This window comes from Ciceribacter sp. RN22 (assembly GCF_024054295.1).
Taxonomy (GTDB): Bacteria; Pseudomonadota; Alphaproteobacteria; order Rhizobiales; family Rhizobiaceae; genus Allorhizobium; species Allorhizobium lividum.
Genome location: NZ_JAMXLD010000002.1, coordinates 553,834 through 574,445, shown reverse-complemented (window position 1 = coordinate 574,445; position 20,612 = coordinate 553,834). Strand labels below are relative to the sequence as shown.

Genomic DNA, 20,612 nt, shown 5'->3' with positions numbered 1-20,612 from the left:
GACAGGCAAAGCCCCTTGAATTCGGGCGATTTTTGTGGTCTTGAACCGGCTCCGCGATCCTTCATGCGCCGCCGCTCACCGAAGCCGCGCGCCTCGCCGCAGATTTCAGGGAAAATATCGAAATGGCCCGTTCAGCTCTTCTCAATGTCATGGTTCAGGCCGCACTCAAGGCCGGCAAGTCGCTGGCACGCGATTTCGGCGAGGTGCAGAACCTGCAGGTTTCGGTGAAGGGGCCCGGTGACTTCGTCTCGCAGGCAGACTTCCGTGCGGAGAAGATCGTCCGGGAAGAACTGCTGAAGGCGCGCCCGACCTACGGCTTCCTCGGCGAGGAGAGCGAGGAGATCATCGGCACCGACGGCTCCCATCGCTGGCTCGTCGATCCGCTCGACGGCACCACCAACTTCCTCCACGGCATTCCGCAGTTCGCCGTGTCGATCGCGCTCGAACGCAACGGCGAAGTCGTCGCCGGCGTCGTCTTCAATCCGGCGACTGACGAGCTCTTCACCGCCGAGCGCGGCGGCGGCGCCTTCCTCAACGACCGACGTATCCGCGTTGCCGCCCGCAAGGCGCTGTCCGACTGTGTCATCGCCTGCGGGATCCCGCATCTTGGCAAGAGCAATCACGGCAAGTTCCTGGTCGAACTCCGGCATGTGATGGGCGAAGTCTCCGGCGTGCGCCGGATGGGCTCTGCGGCCCTCGATCTCGCCTATGTCGCGGCGGGCCGCTTTGACGGCTACTGGGAAACCCACCTCAACGCCTGGGACATCGCAGGCGGCCTGATCCTCATCCGCGAAGCGGGCGGCTTCAGCAGTGACGTCGACGGCGGAACCGAGATGCTTTCGACCGGCACCGTCGTTGCCGGCAATGAATACATCCAGAAGGCTCTGGTCGAGGTGATCAACCGGCCGGTGCCGAAAGCCTGACGCTGTTCCGCCGAGCTGTGGTCGGCGACGGCTTGCCCCTTCAATTCGTCTCAATTTTCCACTAGCCTCCCGCTGCAAGATCCCGGGAGGCTGAGGACGATATGGTGAAAGTGAAGCTGGCGGACCTGGAAGCGGCCGAGACGGGGACGGGGAATTACGAGCACAAGCTCTCGAGCCCGATGCCCTTCTTCACCACCATGCTGATCTTCCTGATCATTGTGGGTTTCATCACCGCGATCCTCTACCGGCAGGCCCATGCGGCCTTCGTGACCAATCCCGGACTGAACGGTCTCATCCTCGGCGTGCTCGCCGTCGGGATCATCCTGGTCTTCAATCATGTCCTGGCGCTGCGGCCGGAAGTGCGGTGGTTCAATTCTTTCCTCGCCGCCGGCAGCGCCGACAAGGTTGGCCGCGAGCCGCGCCTGCTCGCACCGGTGCGCTCACTGATCGGCAGCCGTCGGGACATGGCGATCTCGATCGCCTCGCTTCGCTCCATCCTTGATTCGATCGCCACGCGGCTCGACGAATCACGCGACACCTCGCGCTACCTGATCGGGCTTCTCGTCTTTCTCGGCCTCCTCGGCACCTTCTGGGGCTTGCTCGGCACGATCGGCTCGATCACCGCGGTCATCCAGTCGCTCGATCCGTCTTCCGGCGACAGTGCCGACGTGCTGCAGGCGCTGAAGAACGGGCTCAGCGGACCGCTGAGCGGCATGGGCACGGCGTTTTCATCCTCGCTGCTCGGTCTTTCCGGCTCCCTCATCCTCGGCTTCCTGGACCTGCAGGCGGGGCGCGCCCAGAACCGCTTCTACACCGAACTCGAAAACTGGCTTTCGTCGGTGACGGACGTCGGCTCCGATCTCACGGTCGCCGAGACGCCGGCCGTTTCCTCGGACGACATGAAGCGGCTGATCGGACAGATGCACAAGTTGATGACGCAGCAGGCCGGCGCCAACAGCGAGCGCTCCGTCGCCGCCGTCGCCAATCTCGCCGAGGGCATTCAGGGCCTCGTCAAGAACATGCGCAACGAACAGCAGATGCTGCGCGACTGGATCGAGCAGCAGCAGGAGGATGCCCGCGCCATGCGCAAGGTCCTCGAACGGCTGAACGACAAGATGGGCGGGGATGAGTAACCGATGGCCCTAGCGCGCAATCGCCGCCGGGAACGGGGCGTCGACTACTGGCCAGGCTTCGTCGATGCGCTGTCGACATTGCTTCTCGCCATCATGTTCCTGCTCACTGTCTTCGTGCTGGCGCAGTTCATCCTGAGCCGTGAAATCTCCGGCAAGGACGAGGTGCTCAACCGGCTGAACAGCCAGATCGCGGAACTGACCGAGCTGCTCGCGCTGGAGAAGAGCGGCAAGCAGGACCTCGAAGACACGCTGGCGACCTTGCAGTCGTCGCTTTCCGCATCCGAGAGCGAACGCAGCCGCTTGCAGCAGCTTCTCGCAAGCGGTGCCGGCTCGGCGGAAGCCGCAAACAGCCGCATCGGCACGCTCAACCAGCAGCTCGACCAGGAGAAGGAAGTGAGCGCGCGGGCGCTGAGCCAGGTGGAACTGCTGAACCAGCAGATCGCCGCACTTCGGGCGCAGATCGCCGCCGTCGAGCAGGCGCTGCAGGCCTCCGAGGCCAAGGACCAGACGTCGCAGGCGAAGATTGCCGATCTCGGCCGGCGCCTCAATGTAGCGCTCGCCCAGCGCGTCCAGGAGCTCAACCGCTACCGTTCCGATTTCTTCGGCCGGCTGCGGGAAATTCTCTCCGACCGCGAGAACATCCGCATCGTCGGCGACCGCTTCGTCTTCCAGTCGGAGGTGCTCTTCCCGTCCGGCGGCAGCGACCTCAACCCGGAGGGTGAAGTCGAGATGGCCAAGCTCGCGACGGCGCTCATCGATCTCGCCAAGGAAATCCCGGCGGAGATAAACTGGGTGCTGCGCGTCGACGGCCATACCGACAACGTGCCGCTGCTCGGCACCGGCCGCTATGCCGACAATTGGGAGCTCTCCTCGGCACGCGCCATCGCGGTGGTGAAGTTCCTGATTTCTCGCGGCGTACCGTCCAACCGGCTGGTCGCCGCCGGCTTCGGCGAATTCCAGCCGATCGCCGAGGGCGACAGCCCGGAGGCGCGCTCGCAGAACCGGCGTATCGAGCTGAAGCTCACCGAACGATGATACCAAGCCTCGGTTCATATCACCGAGACTTGGTATAAGTCGCTTGTCCCCACAGGGGCAGGGTTGTCAAACCCTTACGTGTTCGTAAAAGTAAGAAACGGGTACGGGAGGGGGAGATAATGGACTTTGATGTACTGGTGATCGGGGGAGGGCTCGCCGGGCTCGTCGCCGCGACCGAGGCGGCGGACCGCGGCCTCAGGACCTGCATTCTCGACCAGGAAGGGGAGCAGAACCTCGGTGGCCAGGCCTTCTGGTCGCTCGGCGGCCTCTTCTTCGTCGACAGTCCCGAACAGCGCCGGATGCGGATCCGCGACAGCTACGAGCTGGCACGGCAGGACTGGTTTGGATCGGCCGGCTTCGACCGGCCCGAAGACCACTGGCCGCGGCTGTGGGCCGAGGCCTATCTGCAATTTGCCGCCGGCGAAAAGCGCGACTGGCTGCACAGGCAGGGGCTGCGCTGGTTTCCGGTCGTCGGCTGGGCCGAGCGCGGCGGTTCGCTCGCCGCTGGCCACGGCAACTCCGTGCCGCGCTTCCACGTCACCTGGGGAACGGGGCCGGCGGTCATCGCGCCATTCATCCGCCGCGCCCGTGCCGCAGAGGCCGCGGGCCGTCTTACTTTCCGTTTCCGTCATCAGGTCGACCGGCTGATCGTCACCAACGGTGCCGTCACGGGCGCACAGGGAACGATCCTCAAGCCGGACGCCATCCAGCGCGGAGGCGCAAGCTCGCGCCATCCCGTCGGCGAGTTCGAGATCAGCGCGGGTGCGGTGATCGTCACGTCCGGCGGCATCGGCGGCAACCATGATCTCGTGCGCAAGAGCTGGCCCGTGGAGCGGCTCGGCCCGGCGCCGAAATCGATGGTCGCCGGCGTGCCGGCCTATGTCGACGGCCGCATGCTTGCGATCGCCCAGAGCGCGGGCGGGCGCATCGTCAACGGCGACCGCATGTGGCACTATACCGAAGGCCTCAGGAACTACGATCCCATCTGGCCGAACCACGGCATCCGCATCCTGCCCGGGCCGTCCTCCTTCTGGTGCGATGCCGACGGCAACCGCTTCCAGGCGCCGGCGATGCCGGGCTTCGACACGCTGGCGACGCTGAAGGCGATCCGCGCGCGTGGTCATGAATACAGCTGGTTCATCCTGACGAAAGCGATCATCAAGCGCGAGTTCGCGCTCTCCGGCTCCGAGCAGAACCCGGATTTGACCGGCAAGGACATCCGCCTCCTTCTCTCTCGCCTCGGCCGCAATCCGCCGGGGCCGGTGCAAGCCTTCATGGACAAGGGCGAGGATTTCGTCGTCCGCGACAATCTCGAGGATCTCGTCGCCGGCATGAACGAGTTGACCGGCGAACACCGTCTCGGCTTGCAGCATGTCCGCGCGCAGATCGAGGCCCGCGACCGGGAACTCGACAATCCGTTCAACAAGGATGCGCAGATCACCGCAATCCACGGCGCCCGCAAGTATCTCGGCGACAGGTTCATGCGCACCGCGAAGCCGCACCGGCTCCTCGACCCGAAGGCCGGGCCGCTGATCGGGGTGCGGCTGCACGTGCTGACGCGCAAGACGCTTGGTGGGCTGCACACAGACCTCCATGCACGCGTGCTCGGCGCCGGCGACGAGCCTGTCCCCGGCCTCTATGCTGCGGGTGAGGTCTCCGGCTTCGGCGGTGGCGGCATGCACGGCTATAACGCGCTCGAGGGCACGTTCCTCGGCGGCTGCCTGTTTTCCGGTCGCGTTGCCGGGCGCGCGGTCGGCGCCTGACGGAGGCGCGGAGCCGCCGCTATTTGGCGGCGGCGATCAGGTCGTGGGCACCGGTTTCGAACTGCAGGCGGGCGAGCTTCGCATAGAGGCCACCCTGGCGGATAAGGCTCTGGTGTGTGCCTTCCTCGGCGATCCGGCCGCCATCGAGCACAAGGATGCGGTCGGCCTTGAGCACGGTCGCGAGCCGGTGGGCGATGACGATCGTCGTGCGGTTCTGCATCAGGCCGTCGAGCGCCTTCTGGACCAGCGTCTCGCTTTCGGCGTCGAGCGCCGAGGTCGCCTCGTCGAGCAGCAGCAGCGGCGCGTTCTTCAGCAGGGCGCGGGCGATCGCGATCCGCTGGCGCTGGCCGCCGGAAAGCGTGATGCCGCGTTCGCCGACCTGGGTGTCGAAACCCTTCTCCAGCCTGTCGATGAACTCACGCGCCTGAGCGGCCTCGGCCGCGGCGATCACATCGGCGCGGCTCGCATTCGGCGCGCCGAAGGCGATGTTGTCGTGGATCGACGAGGCGAAGATCGTGACGTCCTGCGGGACGATGGCGATGCGGGCGCGCAGCGCGTCGGGTGCGACCTCGCGAACGTCGAGGCCGTCGAACCTGACCGTGCCGCTCACCGGATCGTAGAAGCGCAGCATCAGCGAGAAGACGGTGCTCTTGCCGGCACCCGACGGGCCGACGATCGCCACCGTCTCACCCGGCTCGACCTTGAAGCTCAGGCCTTTGAGGGCCGAACGGCCCGGATGGCTCGGATAGGAGAAATGGATGTTGTCGAATTCCACCCGGCCGGTCGCCGGTTCGGGAAGCGCCTTGGGCGAGGCGGGCGCGGCGATCGCCGGTTCTTCGTGCAGCAGTTCCATCAGCCGTTCGGCGGCACCGCCGGCCTGGGCGAGTTCGCCCCAGACTTCCGAGAGCGATCCGAGCGCGCCGGCGGCGATCACCGAATAGAGCAGGAACTGGCCGAGCGTGCCTGCGCTCAGCGTTCCAGCGAGCACGCTCTGCGCACCGTACCAGAGAACCGCGACGACGCTGCCGAAGACGAGGGTGATCGCAAAGCCGGTCAGGAAGGCGCGAGAGCGAATCGCCGTGCGGGCGGCTGCGTAGGCGCTCTCCACCGCGTCGCCGTAGCGGGCGGTCGCGATCGCCTCGCCGTTGAAGGCCTGCAGCGTGCGCGTCGCGCCGATCGTCTCGCTCGCATAGGCGGTTGCTGCGGCAAGCGTATCCTGTGCCGCGCGGGACCGCTTGCGCACCGACCGGCCGAAGCCGACCAGCGGAAAAACGATCACCGGTATCGCGATGAGGACGAGAACCGAGAGCCGCGGGCTGGTGTAGATCATCATGCCCACGGCGCCGAGACAGAGGATCGAGTTTCGAAGCGCCAGCGACGCGCTCGCGCCCACCGCCGACTTGATCTGCGTGGTGTCCGCGGTCAGCCGCGAGACGATCTCGCCGGACTGGTTGACGTCGAAGAAGGAGGGCGAGAGCCGGGTCACATGTTCGAAGACGGCGCGCCGAAGGTCGGAGACCACCCGCTCGCCGATCGAGATGACGTAATAGTAGCGCATGGCGCTGGCGACGGCGAGCAGCACGGCCATGACCACCAGCATGCCGAAATAGCTGTTGATGAAGCCACGATCGGCGCCGCTGAAGCCGTGATCGATCATCCGGCGGACGGCAAGCGGCAGTGCCAGCGTCGTTCCCGCGGCAAGCGCCAGGAAGAAGAGGGCGGCCGCGACCATGCCCCGATAGCGTTTCAGGTAGGGCAGGAGCCCGCCAAGCGGCTTCAACGAACGTCGCTTTTTCGACTCGGACTCGGTCACCTCGGACACCTTGGCATTTCTCCCGTTCGCCCTTCGCGCTCCTGCGCTTGGGGCTCTTGTTATCCTTGCGCCCTTCATGTATAGGCACGGCATCGAATTGGGAAGCCGTGGCCTGATCGGGACTACGGCTTCATTTATTAAATAGGTTCCGAAGATGCAAACGCGGCTTTTCGGTTCCTCCGGCACAGCAGGAAGATCGTTATGAAGGCTGACATCCATCCCGAATACCACATGATCAAGGTGGTCATGACCGACGGCACCGAATACGAAACCCGTTCGACCTGGGGTTCGGAAGGCGCTGTCATGAACCTCGAAATCGACCCGAAGTCCCATCCGGCCTGGACGGGCGGCAACCAGCAGCTCATGGACCGCGGCGGTCGTCTCTCGAAGTTCAACAAGCGTTTCGGCGGCCTCGGCCTCTAATCGCTTCGAAGCTTCTGCTTCCGTTTTCAAAGCCCGGCCTCGCGCCGGGCTTTCGCGTTTGCCGTCCCGGCGTCGAGGCCGTGCGTCGTACAGACTGCGGAAACGAAAAATCCCGGCGAGGCGGTGCCTGCCGGGATACCGTGAAGCGTGGCGTGTCGCGTCGGTCAGTTGCCGCTGAAGGCGGTCCGCAGCAGGTCGAGCTGGGCCTTGACGCTGTTTTCGTTGTCCGGAACGACCGCCGTTTCCGCCGGGCGATAGATTTCACGGTCGAGCAGTGCGATGCGGTTCTGCAGGCGCAGAGAGCGTTCGACGAGATCGCGGAAGGCTTCCGGCAGGTCGTTCCAGCCGGGTGCCGCCTTGTCGACGTTGAAACCGTCAAGGCGGACCTTGCTCTTCTCCGACATCACCTGATCGCGGCTCATCTCGCCGTTGTTGACGGCGCGCTGCAGAAGCAGCCACGAGGCCATCTGCATCAGCCGGGTGGTCAGCCGCATCGATTCGGCTGCGTAGAGCACGGAGGCCATGCGCGGCAGGACCTTGGCGGCGGAGCGGCCAGGGCCGTCGAGATAGGCGGCGGTCTCCTCCACCAGCCCCATTCCTTCCGAATAGATCGTCTTGAACTGGTTCGAGGTCGCAGCGCGACCCGCAAAGCTGATCGTATTCACGCCGACTTCCGACATCGTCATTACCCCTGTCTTACGCAAAACTCTCGCGGCCGCGTCTTGTTTCATCCCCGAAGGATGCTTTCCGGCTCTTATGGAGTCACGATGCTATCAATACCTTAAACGCGCAAGGCAAATCTTAAGGAAAGGTTAATTCCCACAGTTTTGCCGGGCGCCCTTCAAAACGTCAAAAAAAGAGCCGCGAAAGCGGCTCTCAAGGTAAAACAGGGAGAAAATCAGACCTATTCGCCATGAGGAGAAACTGCCTGAATCCAGAAGCTCTGGATGGCAATTACATTAACGAAGAAGAGTTAATGAACGGTTAACCGCCTGCTTCAGAGTGTTGTTCCTTGCGACAGTCGGAGATACGTCGGGCAGCCGGTCTCTATACTTTCGGACGGAACAGACTTTCTGCAGCGAGCTTTCCGGCCTGCTTGCGCTGCCGCTCGGCATCGAGACGGGCGATCTCCTCTTCGAGGAGGCCGATGCGCGCGGTCAGTTCGTCGGCAGAAAGCATCGAGAGATCGGAACCGATCTCGTGCACCGTCTTCTTCTTCGGGCGTTCGTCGTCGCTCATGCTCATGGCCTATTCCTCCTGGCTTGCAACTTCGGCCTCCGCCACGTCGGCGAGCGGCGCCGCACGGGGATCGAGACTGAGGCTTTCCGGCGTGCTGGTCGGCGCCGCGCCCACGGGGATCTTCGGCACGTAGTCGCGTTCCTCCGCGGGCACTGCCGCGCGCAAGCGGCTGCGATAGATGGCATAGGTGGTCAGGAGCCCGTGCGACACGGCGGTCACGGCAAAGAGGGCGTAGGGGCCGAGCCTGGTCATCACCGGACCGCCGAGCGTGGGGCCGATGATCGTGCCGATCCCGAAGAGGAGCAGAAGGCCACCGGAGACCTTCACGAAGTCGTCGGAGCGAGCGAAGTCGTTCGCATGCGCCACGGCGATCGGGTAGAGCGCGTTGGCGGCGGCACCGTAAAGCGCGACGAAGCCGATCAGCACATAGGCATCGTGCGGCTGGACGAGTGCCAGGATCACGGCAGCGAGCGCCGCGACGCCCGAGAGCGCCGCCAGCACGTAGCGGCGGTCGGTGGTGTCGGAGAGCTTGCCGGCCGGAAACTGCATGATCGCACCGACGAAGATGGTCAGACTCATCATCACGGCGATCGTTCCCGACGAAAGCCCGGCGCGCGCACCGAAGACGGCGCCGAGCGTGCCGTAGGCGCCGTTGGCGATGCCGATCAGCAGGATGCCGACGAAGGAGATCGGCGAGTTGCGGTAGAGGCTGCGCAGGTCGAGGCTGACCGATTTCAGCGGCTGCGGCGTTGCCGCCGTCGACAGCGTCGTCGGCAGCATGGCGAGACAGTAGAAGATCCCGCAGAACATGAAGAGGACGGTGGTCGACGGATCGCCGAGCGGCACCAGCATCTGCCCGCCCACGACCCCGATCAGCGTGATCGAGATGTAGAAGGAGAAGATCATGCCGCGGCTCTCGTTGGTCGCCCGCTCGTTCAGCCAGCTCTCGATGATCATCGAGGTGCCGGCCGTGCAGAAGCCGGTCACGGCTCTCAGCGCCACCCACCAGAACTGGTCGACCTGGATGCCGGTCAGGAGCGCAATGATCGCGATCAGCGAGATGAAGCTCGAGAAGGCGCGCACATGGCCGACGCGCATGACCACCTTCGGCGCGAAGAAGCAGCCGAGCACGAAGCCTGTCGCCCAGGAGGTGCCGAGCAGGCCGAGGACTTCGTTGGAATAGCCCTCGGCGGAGCCGCGCACGGGCAGCAGCAGGCCGTGCAGGCCGTTGCCGAGGAAGAGGAACAGGGTGCCCAGGAGGAGGGCGAGGACGGGCAGCAAGTTACGGCGCATGGGTGCGATTCGCAGCTTTCTATTCGAAGCTCACTAGAGGTCGACTGAAACGTCACAGATTGCAAGACGAGCGTGTCAAAGATCAGTCCCACCTTGCAGCGGCGTCATTGAGAGGCAAAGGTGTCCGCCATATGACGCTTCTCCGATTCTTCCGCAAGGACCTGCAATGACCAAAGCGATCGCCGCCTTTCTGATCCTCGCCATGGTCGTGCAACTCATCAAGCCGCTCGGGGTTCCCGGGCTGCGCAAACGCGGCGACTTCTGGAAGCTGGCCGTCCTGGCCTTCGTGATCTGGTCCGTCGTGCTTCTCGTCCGTCCCTGACGGGTCAGATCGAGATCGTGCCGCGCATCACCTCGACGCAGTCGCCGGAGATATCGACGGTGTGGACGTGGCCGCCCCGCTTTTCCGTCGCGACGTGGATATGGCTTGTGCGCCCCATCTCGACGCCCTGTTCGATCAGGAAGCGGAAATGCCCGTGGTCCGCCAGCTCCAGCGAAGTCAGAAGCGCGCCCAGCGCGGCGGATGCACTGCCGGTCGCCGGGTCCTCCGGCACGTTGTCGAGCGGCGCGAACATGCGCGCGCGGATATGCTCGCCGTCGAGCCGGGTGTAGAGGAAGAGCGGGCAATCGCTCTCCTCGGCGGCGAAGGTGGCGCACATCTCTTCCAACGTCTCGACGTTCGGTTTGGCGCGGCCAAGCGCATCCAGGTCGGAAAGTTCGGCGACGACGAATTTGAGGCCGACCGAGGCGAACGAGGGCGCATGCCGGTCGGCGACGATGTCGTGCGGGGAGAGGTCTGCCGCGCGGGCGAGAAGCGGCACCGGAACCTGGGCGCCGACCGAAAGCGGCTGCGGTGCCCGGATCGTCGCCCCGCGCACGGCATCGCCCAGTCTACGGAGCGTGACAGTGACGAGGCCCGCCTTCTCCTCGAAGCGCAACGCCTCGCCGACGGACTGGCCGAAAATCCGGCCCATCCGCCCGACCACGAAGGCAGTGCCGACATTCGGATGGCCGGCGAAGGGAACTTCCGTGGTCGGCGTGAAGATCCGCACCTGCGCGGTGTTGTCGATCTCTTCCGGCGGCAGCAGGAAGGTGGTTTCGGAATAGCCGAACTCGGTCGCGATCCGTTGCATCTCTTCGGTCGTCAACTCGCTGCCGTCCAGGATGACGGCGAGCGGATTGCCGCGAAAGCGGTGTTCGGTGAAGACGTCGACGGTGACGAACGGACATTCCCGCATGGCTGATACTCCCTGATCATGATCCCCAGCCGTACCTATAACGAAAAAGCCCGGCGCGGGCCGGGCTTTCGTGTCATCGTGACAAAGGTTCAGGACCGCATCAGGCCTTGTTGACGCTCGCGGCGTAGATCTGGTCGATCGTTTCGGTGAGGCTCGCGTCGAACTCTGCGTCGCTCATCGAGACGCGCAGCTTTTCCGTCAGCGCGCGCGAGAAGCTCGCAATCATCCCGTGGTTGTGGCTGAGCTTTTCGCAGGCGTCGGCGGTGGTGTAGCCGCCGGAGAGGGCGACGACGCGGACGACCGATTTGTGGGCGACCAGAGGCGCGTAGAAATCGGCGGTCGTCGGGATCGTCAGCTTCAGCATGACGCTTTCACCGGCCGGCAGCTTGTCGAGCTGGGCGGCGATCTCGTCGCGAAGAATGGTTTCGGCCTCGACCTTCGTCGGGCTCTTGATGGAGACTTCGGGCTCGACGATCGGGACGAGGCCCTGACCGATGATCTGGCGTGCCACTTCGAACTGCTGCTTCACGACGGCGGCAATCCCGGCCTTGTCGGCATGAGCGATCACCGAGCGCATCTTGGTGCCGAATATGCCCTTTTCGCGACCGCGGATGAGGAGGGAGTCGAGATCCGGCATGGCCTTCATCATCTGAACGCCGTTCTGTTCGGCTTCGAGGCCCTTGTCGATCTTGAGGAAGGGCACCACGCCGCGCTTTTCCCAGAGATAGGACGGAACGGGCTCACCATCGACGTCGCCGTCCATGGTCCGCTCGAACAGGATGGCGCCGATCACCTTGTCGCCGGTGAAGGCGGGCGCGCTCATGATGCGGACGCGCATGGCATGCATCAGGCGGAACATCGCCTCGTCGCCCTGGTAGTCGGACTCGGAAATGCCGTAAAGGCTCAACGCTTTGGGTGTTGAACCACCGCTTTGATCCAGCGCCGCAATGAAGCCGGGTGCAGAGGTGATCTTGTTCAACATCTTCGCGTCCACCATATCTCACTCCTATCCCTACAGTGGCGCGATACGCGCTCACGTAGGTTCGTTGATGTTACGACCAATCGGCAACGCCGAATTCATCAATCCCGGATCGATATCGCTGAGATGTTCGGCTATTTCGCCTTTCCTCCGGGGCTGCAACTGGCCGATAACAGAAGTTTCCCTAAAGGCAAATCCCGGTCTAATTGATTGAAACGATTGAAATTATTTCAATCGTTTAAAATAACTGAAATCTTTAAACGGGATGTGACGGCGGCGCGGGAATGTGGACGATCCGCGCCGCCCCGATCGCATATGAGGCGGTCAGGCGGTCCTGGAGAGGACTGCCACGCCCGGCAGTTCCTTGCCTTCCATCCATTCGAGGAAGGCGCCGCCGGCCGTCGAGACATAGGTGAAGTCGTCGGCAACGCCGGCATGGTTCAGCGCCGAGACGGTGTCGCCACCGCCGGCGACCGAGACCAGCTTGCCCTCGCGGGTGCGGTCGGCGGCATGGCGGGCGGCCGCAACGGTCGCCTTGTCGAAGGGCGCGATCTCGAAGGCACCGAGCGGGCCGTTCCAGACGAGGGTGGCGGCGCGGCTGATCCAGGCATTGACCGCCTCGACCGATTTCGGCCCGACGTCGAGGACCATGGCATCGGCCGGGATGGCGCTGATGTCGACGGTCTCGTTCTCGGCGCCGGCCTTGAACTCGCGGGCGACAACGCCGTCGGACGGCAGGACGATGGCGCAGCCGGCGGTCGCAGCTTCAAGCATGATCTGCTTTGCTGTGTCGGCGAGGTCGTGCTCGCAGAGCGACTTGCCGACATTGGTGCCGTTGGCGGCGAGGAAGGTGTTGGCCATGCCGCCGCCGATGACGAGTGCGTCGACCTTCTTCACGAGGTTCATCAGGAGGTCGATCTTGGTCGAGACCTTGGCGCCGCCGACGATCGCGACGACCGGACGGGCCGGCTGACCGAGGCCCTTTTCGAGCGCTTCGAGCTCGGCCTGCATGGTGCGGCCTGCATAGGCCGGCAGGTGGTGAGCGAGGCCTTCCGTCGAGGCGTGGGCGCGATGGGCGGCGGAGAAGGCGTCGTTCACGTAGATGTCGCCGTTCTTCGCGAGTTCGGCGGTAAATTCAGGCGTGTTCTTTTCCTCGCCCTTGTGGAAGCGGGTGTTTTCGAGCAGCAGGATGTCGCCGTTGTTCATTTTGGCGATGGCGTCGGCGGCCGGGGCACCGATGCAGTCGGAGGCGAAGGCGACGCTTTGGTCCAGCACTTCCTCGACGGCCGGTGCGATCAGGGAGAGCGACATGTCGGCGACCGGCTCACCCTTCGGCCGGCCGAAATGGGCGAGCAGGATGACCTTCGCACCCTTTTCCGAAAGCTCGTGAATGGTGGGCGCCACGCGCTCGATGCGGGTGGTATCGCTGACCTTTCCGTCCGTCACCGGAACGTTGAGGTCCACACGGACCAGTACGCGCTTGCCGGCAATGTCGGTCAGATCGTCGAGTGTCTTGAAAGCCGCCATGGTTATACCCGTCCCTCCAGTCTCTTTGGGTTCTAAAACGTGAGGGCCGGACATTACTACGCCTGACCCGCGACGCAAGGCGAGGGCGGGGCAAAATTCACTCGGCCGCCTTGCGGATCTTGCGGAGATAGTCGCGCAGCGCGTGAGCAATCTCCCGAAGATTGAGGAAGATCGGCAGTTTGGTGGCCGGCGCCACCGGCTCCAGCGAAACGCCGACCGAGGCGATATGTCCCGTCTCATCGATGTCGCGGACGATGAGGACGATGGTGCCGAGGCGGACGCGGTCGGCGTAATCGGCCCTGCCGCCGAGGCGTTGCTCGATGAGCTCGGCGACGGTGATGGCGCGCTCCGCCTCGTTCACGAGCAATGGTCCGTAGGCCTGGTCGAGATTGTCGACGCGGGTCGACGGGGCGATCGCGAACATGCCGAAGAACTCGCTGTCGTTCTCGTCCACCGGCGCCTTGCTGGCGAAGAGGCGGTCGAGCAGGCGCGAATAGCCCGGCGCGATGAAGAGATAGACCTGGTCGTTTTCCCTGAGCCGGCCGGCATACTGGTAGCGCATCGACTTGCCGTCGCGGATCACGAGCGACGGCATCGCCCAGCGGGGAATGCGCTCGCCGCGCAGGACCGGGCTGTCGGCGACGACGCGGTAGGCGAGCAGTTCGTGGTTGGCGGCGCCCGGCAGGTCGAGCTCCAGCTTGTCGATCGCGCCGATGCGCGGCGGGATGATGAGCCCGAGCTTTCGGGCGACGGGCTTGATCGTCCAGCCCTGCAGGAGCAGCGAGATCATCACGACGATGAAGGCCGCGTTGAAGTAGACCTGCCCGCCTTCCAGGCCACCGAGGATCGGCAGGATCGCAAGCAGGATCGAGACGGCGCCGCGCAGGCCGACCCAGGCGATGAAGCCGGTTTCGCGCTGGGTGTAGTCGAACGGCAGGAGGCAGAGCCACACCGCCAGCGGACGCGCCACGAAGACCAGGAACAGGCCGAGGATGACTGCCGGCAGCAGGATCTGTGGAAACTGCGAGGGGGTCGCGAGCAGGCCGAGCACGAGGAACATGACGATCTGGGCAAGCCAGGTCATGCCGTCCTGGAAGCGGGTGATCGAGCCGCGGGCGGGGATCTTCTGGCTGCCGGCGTAGATGCCGGCCACGTAGACGGCGAGGAAGCCGCTGCCGCCGACCGCGCCGGTGTAGGAGAAGACGAGGAGGGCCATCGTCAGCATGAAGATCGGCGCAAGCCCCCGTTCGATGGAAATCCGTTTCAGCACGAAGACGATGATCGCGCCGCCGATCAGCCCGAGCGCGAGGCCGAGCCCCATCTGCTCGACGAAGAGGCGCAGGAGCGCCATGTCGAAGCCGGCATAGCCCTTGCCGGTCGACAGCAGCTGCACCAGCGCCATGGTGAGAAAGATCGCCATGGGATCGTTCGTGCCGGACTCGACCTCGAGCGTCGAGCGCACCCGGTCGCGGATGTTGATGCCGCCGATGCGCAGCAGGAAGAACACCGCCGCCGCGTCGGTCGAGGCGACGATCGAGCCGAGCAATGCCCCTTCGAGGAAGGAGAAGTCGAGCAACAGATGTGCGAGCGCGCCGAACAGGCAGGCGGTGATCAGCACGCCGACGGTCGAGAGCAGCAGCGCCGGCGTCGCCGACAGCCTGAACGACTGCAGGGAGGTCCCGTAGCCGGAATCGAACAGAATGATCGCGAGCGCCACGGAGCCGAGCGCGTAGGCGAGCGAATTGTTGGAAAAGTCGATGCCGAGGCCATCGACGCCGGTCACGAGCCCGATCAGCAGGAAGAGCAGGAGGAGGGGAGCGCCGAAGCGGAAGGCGAGCAGGCTCGAAAACGCCGCCAGGAGGACCAGCGCCGTGCCCACCAGCGTCATCGCATAGAATTCGTCCACCTGCTCATCCCCTTCGCCGCCGCTCTCACCGTCTCGTCCCGCGCCTGCCGATCATACCGGACCCGCGGGCGTAGCGCGAAAGCGACGATAACGCTTTCCGCCCCGGTGTCGGGGTCGGTGCAGGGCTGGGAACGATCTGGCAGGACTGCCGAAAGACGAGAACCGCACTTGTCGCCCGCAATCGTGATCAGAGTAGGGCGGGAGCGGGAAAAATGAAAGGCGGACCGGTATCCCGGCCCGCCTCCTCGAGGACAATCGTTGGGTCGATCGCTCAGATGAGCTTGCCGAGGGCGACCGCCGTGTCGGACATGCGGTTGGAGAAGCCCCATTCGTTGTCGTACCAGGTGAGGATACGGACGAAGTTGCCTTCGAGCACCTTGGTCTGGTCGATCGCGAAGATCGACGAGTGGCTGTCGTGGTTAAAGTCGCGCGAGACCAGCGGCTCCTCGGTGTAGCCGAGAATACCCTTCAGCGCGCCGTTCGACGCTGCCTTGATGGCGTCGTTGATTTCCTGGGCGGTGGTGTTCTTCTTGGCGACGAACTTGAAGTCGACGACCGAGACGTTCGGGGTCGGCACGCGGATCGAGGTGCCGTCCAGCTTGCCCTTCAGGTGCGGCAGGACCAGGCCGACGGCCTTGGCGGCGCCGGTCGAGGTCGGGATCATGGACAGGGCTGCGGCGCGGGCGCGGTACAGGTCCTTGTGCATGGTGTCGAGCGTCGGCTGGTCACCGGTGTAGGAGTGGATCGTGGTCATGAAGCCGTGGTCGATGCCGACGGCGTCGTCGAGCGTCTTGACGACCGGCACCAGGCAGTTGGTGGTGCAGGAGGCGTTGGAGATGACCAGGTGATCCTTGGTCAGCTTGTCGTGGTTGACGCCGAAGACGACGGTCAGGTCGGCGCCATCGGCCGGAGCCGACACGATGACGCGCTTGGCGCCGGCGGTCAGGTGGGCGGCCGCCTTGTCGCGCGCGGTGAAGATGCCGGTGCATTCCATGGCGATGTCGACGCCGAGTTCCTTGTGCGGAAGCGTCGCCGGATCCTTGATCGCCGTGACCTTGATGGGCTTGCCACCACCGACGATGATCGTGTCGCCTTCGACCTTCACATCGGCCGGGAACTTGCCGTGGATCGAATCGTAGCGCAGAAGGTGGGCGTTGGTTTCGACCGGGCCGAGATCGTTGATCGCGACCACTTCGATGTCGGTGCGACCGGACTCGACGATGGCGCGCAGCACGTTGCGGCCGATACGGCCGAAGCCGTTGATGGCAACTTTAAGAGTCATGGCGTTCACTCCCCTGTAGAAAAGAATTCGAAACTAATGGATCGCAGGGCGTTGGCAATCGCCCTGCGACAATTTGACGTTAGCCAAGCCGGGTTTCGGCGGCGGCAACCACGGCTTCGGCGGTGATGCCGAAGTGCTTGTAGAGCTCCTTGTACGGGCCGGAGGCGCCGAAGGAGGACATGCCGATGAAGACGCCGTCGGAGCCGATGATGCTGTCCCAGCCCTGACGGATGCCGGCTTCGATGCCGATCTTCACCGGCGCATTGCCGATGATCGCCTGGCGGTAGGCTTCCGGCTGTTCGGCGAAGAGTTCGAAGCAGGGGACCGAGACGACGCGGGCGGGAATGCCCTTGCCGGTCAGTTCGGCCTGGGCCTTCAGCGCGATCTCGACTTCCGAGCCTGAGGCGAAGATCGAGACCTTCGCGTCGCTTGCCGATACGAGTTCGTAGGCGCCGCTGGCGCAGAGGTTCTTCTCTTCATACTCCGTGCGCGCCGCGACGAGGTTCTGGCGCGTCAACGCCAGGCCCGACGGGCGGTGCTTCTGTTCGAGCGCGATCTGCCAGCACTCGGCCGTCTCGGTCGCATCCGCCGGACGGAACATCAGCAGGTTCGGAATGGCGCGCAGCGCCGCCATGTGCTCGACCGGCTGATGGGTCGGGCCGTCTTCGCCGAGGCCGATCGAGTCGTGGGTCAGCACGTGGATAACCCGAATGCCCATGAGGGCGGCAAGGCGGATCGACGGACGGCAGTAGTCCGAGAAGATCAGGAAGCCACCGGAATAGGGGATCAGGCCGCCGTGCAGCGCGATGCCGTTCATGGCGGCGGCCATGCCGTGCTCGCGGATGCCGTAATGGATGTAGCGGCCGGAGAAGTCGGTCGGGGTGATCGACTTGGTCTGGCTGGTCTTGGTGTTGTTCGAGCCGGTCAGGTCGGCGGAGCCGCCGATCGTCTCTGAAAGCACGCCGTTGATGACTTCGAGCGCGTCCTCGGAGGCCTTGCGGGTCGCGACCGTCGGCTTCGTTTCGGCGAGCTTCTTCTTGTAGGCGTCGATCGTCGCGTCGAAATTGCCCGGCAGGTCGCCGGCGAAGCGCCGGGTGAATTCCGCCCGCTTGTCGGCATCCGCCGCGGCGAGGCGTTCCTCCCAGTCCTTGCGGGCCTTGGTGGAGCGCAGGCCGGCGAGACGCCAGGCGTCGAGCACGTCGGCGGGGATGGTGAAGGCTTCCTCGCCCCAGCCGAGCGCCTTGCGGGCGGCGGCGATCTCGTCGGCGCCGAGCGGCGAGCCGTGGACCTTGTGGGTGCCGGCCTTGTTCGGCGCGCCATAGCCGATCACGGTCTTGCAGGCGATCATCGTCGGCTTGTCGGACTTGCGGGCTTCCTCGAGCGCCGCGGCGATCGCTTCCGGATCATGGCCGTCGACGGAAAGCGTGTTCCAGCCCGAAGCGCGGAAGCGCGTATGCTGGTCGGTCGAGTCGGCAAGCGAGATCGCGCCGTCGATCGAGATGCCGTTGTCGTCCCAGAGAACGATGAGCTTGTTGAGCTTCAGGTGGCCGGCGAGCGTGATCGCTTCCTGGCTGATGCCTTCCATGAGGCAGCCGTCGCCGGCGATCACGTAGGTATAGTGTTCCATCAGTTCGGCGCCGAACTCGGTGGCGAGCTTCTTTTCGGCGATCGCCATGCCGACGGCGTTGGCAATCCCCTGGCCGAGCGGCCCGGTCGTCGTCTCGATGCCTGAGGCGTGGCCGTATTCCGGGTGGCCGGCGGTCTTCGCACCCAGCTGGCGGAACTGCTTGATGTCTTCGATGGTCATGTCCTCGTAGCCGGTGAGATAGAGGAGGCTATAGAGGAGCATGGAGCCGTGGCCGGCGGAAAGCACGAAGCGGTCGCGGTCGGGCCAGAGCGGGTTCTTCGGATCGAACTTCAGGAAGCGGGTAAAGAGGACGGTCGCGACGTCGGCGGTTCCCATCGGCATGCCGGGGTGGCCGGAATTGGCCTTCTCGACTGCGTCCATGGCAAGAAATCGGATCGCATTTGCCATCCGGTTGTGTTTTTCGGGAGAAATCATCGTTTTTCCGCTTGTTCCGAGTCACTGGGGATGTCCGCACCTGCCGCGGACCGCCTGAAGGCGGGTGATCCATAGCAGGTGAGGCGCGCGAGTCAATAAATCCGCAGGGTCTGCGGTTCCGATCCGCCGAGATTTCGCCTTGCCGGAACATGGTCGGCGCGCCGTGCCGGGCGGGTTCGGTTGTCGTTCGCGCGGCATTTCTGCCTCGTCCACAGGATAGGCGAATCCGTGCCTCTCCGGTTTTATTGACGGGTGGCAACACAAGCGAATACTGTCGAAGAAACACGATGACGGGCTTCGGTGTCCGATTCGGTGGACTTTTTTCGGAAGGCCGGGACAAGCAATGTCGACGGACAACACGGTTGAGGCGGCGCTCGGCGCCCTGCGACAGGCGATTTCGGGCCTGGAGAACGCCGTCGACATGCGTTTCGAGGCCCAGCGCGAGAACGCAGAGGTCGAAAGCGAGGTGAAGCGCGTCCATGCCGACCGCGCCCGGCTCGCCCAGGAACTCGACCAGTCGGAGTTTCGCGCCAACCGGCTCGAGGAAGTCAATCGCGAGGTATCGCGCAGGCTGGTCACGGCGATGGAAACGATACGGGCGGTGCTCGACCGCTGACGGTCGACGGATGCGTGGTCTCGGTATGCGGAAGGGCATATGGCACAGGTAACGGTGACAATCGACGGGAAAGCCTACCGCATGGCCTGCGAGGAGGGCCAGGAGGCGCATCTCGTCGAGCTTGCGACCCGGTTCGACAACTACGTCTCGCATCTGAAGTCGCAATTCGGCGAGATCGGCGATCTGCGGATCACCGTCATGGCCGGGATCATGGTGATGGACGAGCTTTCGGAGACGAACCGCAAGCTCGCCGAGATGGAGCGCGAGCTTGCGAGCCTGCGCGAGGGCCGCGATACGGCGGCCGCGGGAAACCAGCGCAAGGAAGAACTGCTCGCCGCGACGATTGTCGAACTCGCCGAGCGGCTGAACGCGATCACCCGCAAGCTGACGGCGCGCCCTTCGAGCGCGGCGGCGCAGGAAAGCTGAGTCCCGGGCCTTTTTGACGACATGGCCTCTGGCGCGGCGGGGCGTTTGGCCCTATATCAGGCGTGCGGTCTGCGCCTCACGACAGGAAACCACAATCCCTGGGGCCATACTCGATCCAGAGGGAGCTGTCCCTGGCCAGGCCCGTGGGCTTGGACACACGGCGCCCACCTACTTTTGTAGGCGCCCAGGATCGTAAAAACTCCATCGGTTGCCGTGGATCGCACTTCTCTTTCTTACATCGACGGCCGTTGCGCGAGGGCGAGCATCGCCCCGAAGGCGATCATCATGCTGCCGCTCACGCGGTTCACCCATCCGAAAGACGACTTCCCCTTCGCGAAGCGGCCGAGCCGGCGGCCGGCGATCGCGTAGATGGTGATCGCGATCACTTCCAGAACGAGGAAGATGACGCCGAGGACCGTGAAGCTTACCGCGTAGTTTGCGGCGTCGAGGAACTGCGGGAAAAAGGCGGTGAAGATCAGGATCGCCTTCGGATTGCCGATCGCCACCCAGAATTCCTGTTGCGCGAGCTTCTTCATGGAAAGGGCGGTCCTGATCTCTGCCGCGTGTTCGATCTGCGGCGCACCGGCGCGCAGGATCTTGATGCCGAGCCAGACCAGATAGGCGGCACCCGCCCATTTGATGGCCGAGAAGGCGATTTCCGAGGCGATCAGCAGTGCGCCGAGGCCGACGGCGGTGATGACGATCATGATCGCGAAGGCGGCGATGCGGGCCATCGAGGCGGCTAGCGCGACGCCGACGCCCCAGCGCATGCCGTTGGTGAGCGCGAGGAGATTGTTCGGCCCGAACGCCATGTTGAGCGCGAAGCAGGCGGGGATGAACCACAGGATCGTATGCAGGGACATGGGCGTACCGGTTGGCGAGAGGAGAATGTCCTTGTATCGGGCGCGCCGCGGCTTCGCAACAGGCGGTGGTCTTGACCCGCGATGACCCTGC

General features: G+C 64.6%; 19 protein-coding genes and 1 other RNA gene. 9 read left to right on the top strand and 11 right to left on the bottom strand.

All coding sequences use genetic code 11. The annotated features are described in order from the left end of the window. Positions 1-122 precede the first annotated feature (122 nt). The 4 genes from NHF53_RS17740 to NHF53_RS17725 all read left to right on the top strand — a co-directional run bounded on the left by NHF53_RS17740 (position 123) and on the right by NHF53_RS17725 (position 4,854). Positions 123-923, top strand: coding sequence for an inositol monophosphatase family protein (locus NHF53_RS17740; RefSeq protein ID WP_114364217.1), 801 nt, complete (start codon positions 123-125; stop codon positions 921-923). A gap of 101 nt (positions 924-1,024) precedes the next feature. Then, entirely contained in the window at positions 1,025-2,056 is a 1,032-nt protein-coding gene (locus NHF53_RS17735) for a flagellar motor protein MotA (RefSeq protein WP_252835410.1), read from the top strand. 3 nt (positions 2,057-2,059) lie between these two features. Further along, a complete protein-coding gene (locus NHF53_RS17730) occupies positions 2,060-3,091 on the top strand; it encodes a peptidoglycan -binding protein (RefSeq protein WP_252835409.1) in 1,032 nt (343 codons plus the stop codon). Positions 3,092-3,210: 119 nt separating this feature from the next. Then, positions 3,211-4,854, top strand: a complete 1,644-nt coding sequence (locus NHF53_RS17725; RefSeq protein WP_254007977.1) for an FAD-binding dehydrogenase — start codon at positions 3,211-3,213, stop codon at positions 4,852-4,854. A 19-nt stretch (positions 4,855-4,873) separates the two neighbouring features. Here NHF53_RS17725 and NHF53_RS17720 read toward each other — a convergent pair whose 3' ends face one another. Beyond that, complete coding sequence (locus NHF53_RS17720; RefSeq protein ID WP_252835408.1) at positions 4,874-6,676, bottom strand: ABC transporter transmembrane domain-containing protein; 1,803 nt, start codon at positions 6,674-6,676, stop codon at positions 4,874-4,876. Positions 6,677-6,868: 192 nt separating this feature from the next. Between NHF53_RS17720 and rpmE the strand changes: the two genes are divergently transcribed. After that, complete coding sequence (gene rpmE, locus NHF53_RS17715) at positions 6,869-7,090, top strand: 50S ribosomal protein L31 (RefSeq protein WP_112689852.1); 222 nt, start codon at positions 6,869-6,871, stop codon at positions 7,088-7,090. A gap of 164 nt (positions 7,091-7,254) precedes the next feature. Here the strand turns inward: rpmE and NHF53_RS17710 are convergent, their stop codons facing one another. The 3 genes from NHF53_RS17710 to NHF53_RS17700 all read right to left on the bottom strand — a co-directional run bounded on the left by NHF53_RS17710 (position 7,255) and on the right by NHF53_RS17700 (position 9,622). Further along, a complete protein-coding gene (locus tag NHF53_RS17710) occupies positions 7,255-7,770 on the bottom strand; it encodes a DUF1465 family protein (protein ID WP_252835996.1) in 516 nt (171 codons plus the stop codon). A gap of 367 nt (positions 7,771-8,137) precedes the next feature. Then, positions 8,138-8,335 carry a DUF1192 domain-containing protein gene (locus tag NHF53_RS17705; protein WP_114364212.1) on the bottom strand — a complete coding sequence of 66 codons (198 nt, stop codon included), beginning with the start codon at positions 8,333-8,335 and terminating at the stop codon, positions 8,138-8,140. Between the two features lie 3 nt (positions 8,336-8,338). Further along, on the bottom strand, positions 8,339-9,622 hold the full coding sequence (locus NHF53_RS17700) for an MFS transporter (protein WP_252835407.1): 1,284 nt from the start codon (positions 9,620-9,622) through the stop codon (positions 8,339-8,341). 166 nt (positions 9,623-9,788) lie between these two features. Here NHF53_RS17700 and NHF53_RS17695 point away from each other — a divergent pair, with 166 nt between their 5' ends. Next, the gene (locus NHF53_RS17695) at positions 9,789-9,944 is read left to right on the top strand and encodes a hypothetical protein (protein ID WP_252835406.1); all 156 of its coding nucleotides are present in this window, start codon (positions 9,789-9,791) and stop codon (positions 9,942-9,944) included. A gap of 4 nt (positions 9,945-9,948) precedes the next feature. On the opposite strand, the gene NHF53_RS17690 is transcribed toward NHF53_RS17695, so the two are convergent. The 6 genes from NHF53_RS17690 to tkt form a co-directional block, all read right to left on the bottom strand. Next, on the bottom strand, positions 9,949-10,860 hold the full coding sequence (locus tag NHF53_RS17690; protein ID WP_252835405.1) for a PhzF family phenazine biosynthesis protein: 912 nt from the start codon (positions 10,858-10,860) through the stop codon (positions 9,949-9,951). Positions 10,861-10,960: 100 nt separating this feature from the next. After that, on the bottom strand, positions 10,961-11,857 hold the full coding sequence (locus tag NHF53_RS17685; RefSeq protein WP_252835404.1) for a fructose bisphosphate aldolase: 897 nt from the start codon (positions 11,855-11,857) through the stop codon (positions 10,961-10,963). 306 nt (positions 11,858-12,163) lie between these two features. Beyond that, positions 12,164-13,366 carry a phosphoglycerate kinase gene (gene pgk / locus NHF53_RS17680; protein WP_252835403.1) on the bottom strand — a complete coding sequence of 401 codons (1,203 nt, stop codon included), beginning with the start codon at positions 13,364-13,366 and terminating at the stop codon, positions 12,164-12,166. Between the two features lie 97 nt (positions 13,367-13,463). Beyond that, positions 13,464-15,272 carry a potassium/proton antiporter gene (locus NHF53_RS17675; protein WP_114364207.1) on the bottom strand — a complete coding sequence of 603 codons (1,809 nt, stop codon included), beginning with the start codon at positions 15,270-15,272 and terminating at the stop codon, positions 13,464-13,466. Positions 15,273-15,543: 271 nt separating this feature from the next. Beyond that, positions 15,544-16,554, bottom strand: coding sequence for a type I glyceraldehyde-3-phosphate dehydrogenase (gene gap, locus NHF53_RS17670; RefSeq protein WP_114364206.1), 1,011 nt, complete (start codon positions 16,552-16,554; stop codon positions 15,544-15,546). Between the two features lie 79 nt (positions 16,555-16,633). After that, positions 16,634-18,616 carry a transketolase gene (tkt, locus tag NHF53_RS17665; protein WP_252835402.1) on the bottom strand — a complete coding sequence of 661 codons (1,983 nt, stop codon included), beginning with the start codon at positions 18,614-18,616 and terminating at the stop codon, positions 16,634-16,636. Positions 18,617-18,959: 343 nt separating this feature from the next. Here tkt and NHF53_RS17660 point away from each other — a divergent pair, with 343 nt between their 5' ends. From NHF53_RS17660 to ssrS, 3 genes are all read left to right on the top strand, one after another. Continuing rightward, positions 18,960-19,232, top strand: a complete 273-nt coding sequence (locus NHF53_RS17660; protein WP_114364204.1) for a DUF4164 domain-containing protein — start codon at positions 18,960-18,962, stop codon at positions 19,230-19,232. A gap of 39 nt (positions 19,233-19,271) precedes the next feature. Then, positions 19,272-19,658: a cell division protein ZapA gene (locus tag NHF53_RS17655; RefSeq protein ID WP_252835401.1), complete on the top strand. Its 387-nt coding sequence runs from the start codon at positions 19,272-19,274 to the stop codon at positions 19,656-19,658. Positions 19,659-19,721: 63 nt separating this feature from the next. Further along, positions 19,722-19,882, top strand: a non-coding RNA gene (gene ssrS, locus NHF53_RS17650) — 6S RNA. A 9-nt stretch (positions 19,883-19,891) separates the two neighbouring features. Here ssrS and NHF53_RS17645 read toward each other — a convergent pair. Beyond that, positions 19,892-20,521, bottom strand: coding sequence for a LysE family translocator (locus NHF53_RS17645; protein WP_252835400.1), 630 nt, complete (start codon positions 20,519-20,521; stop codon positions 19,892-19,894). Between the last annotated feature and the right edge of the window lie 91 nt (positions 20,522-20,612).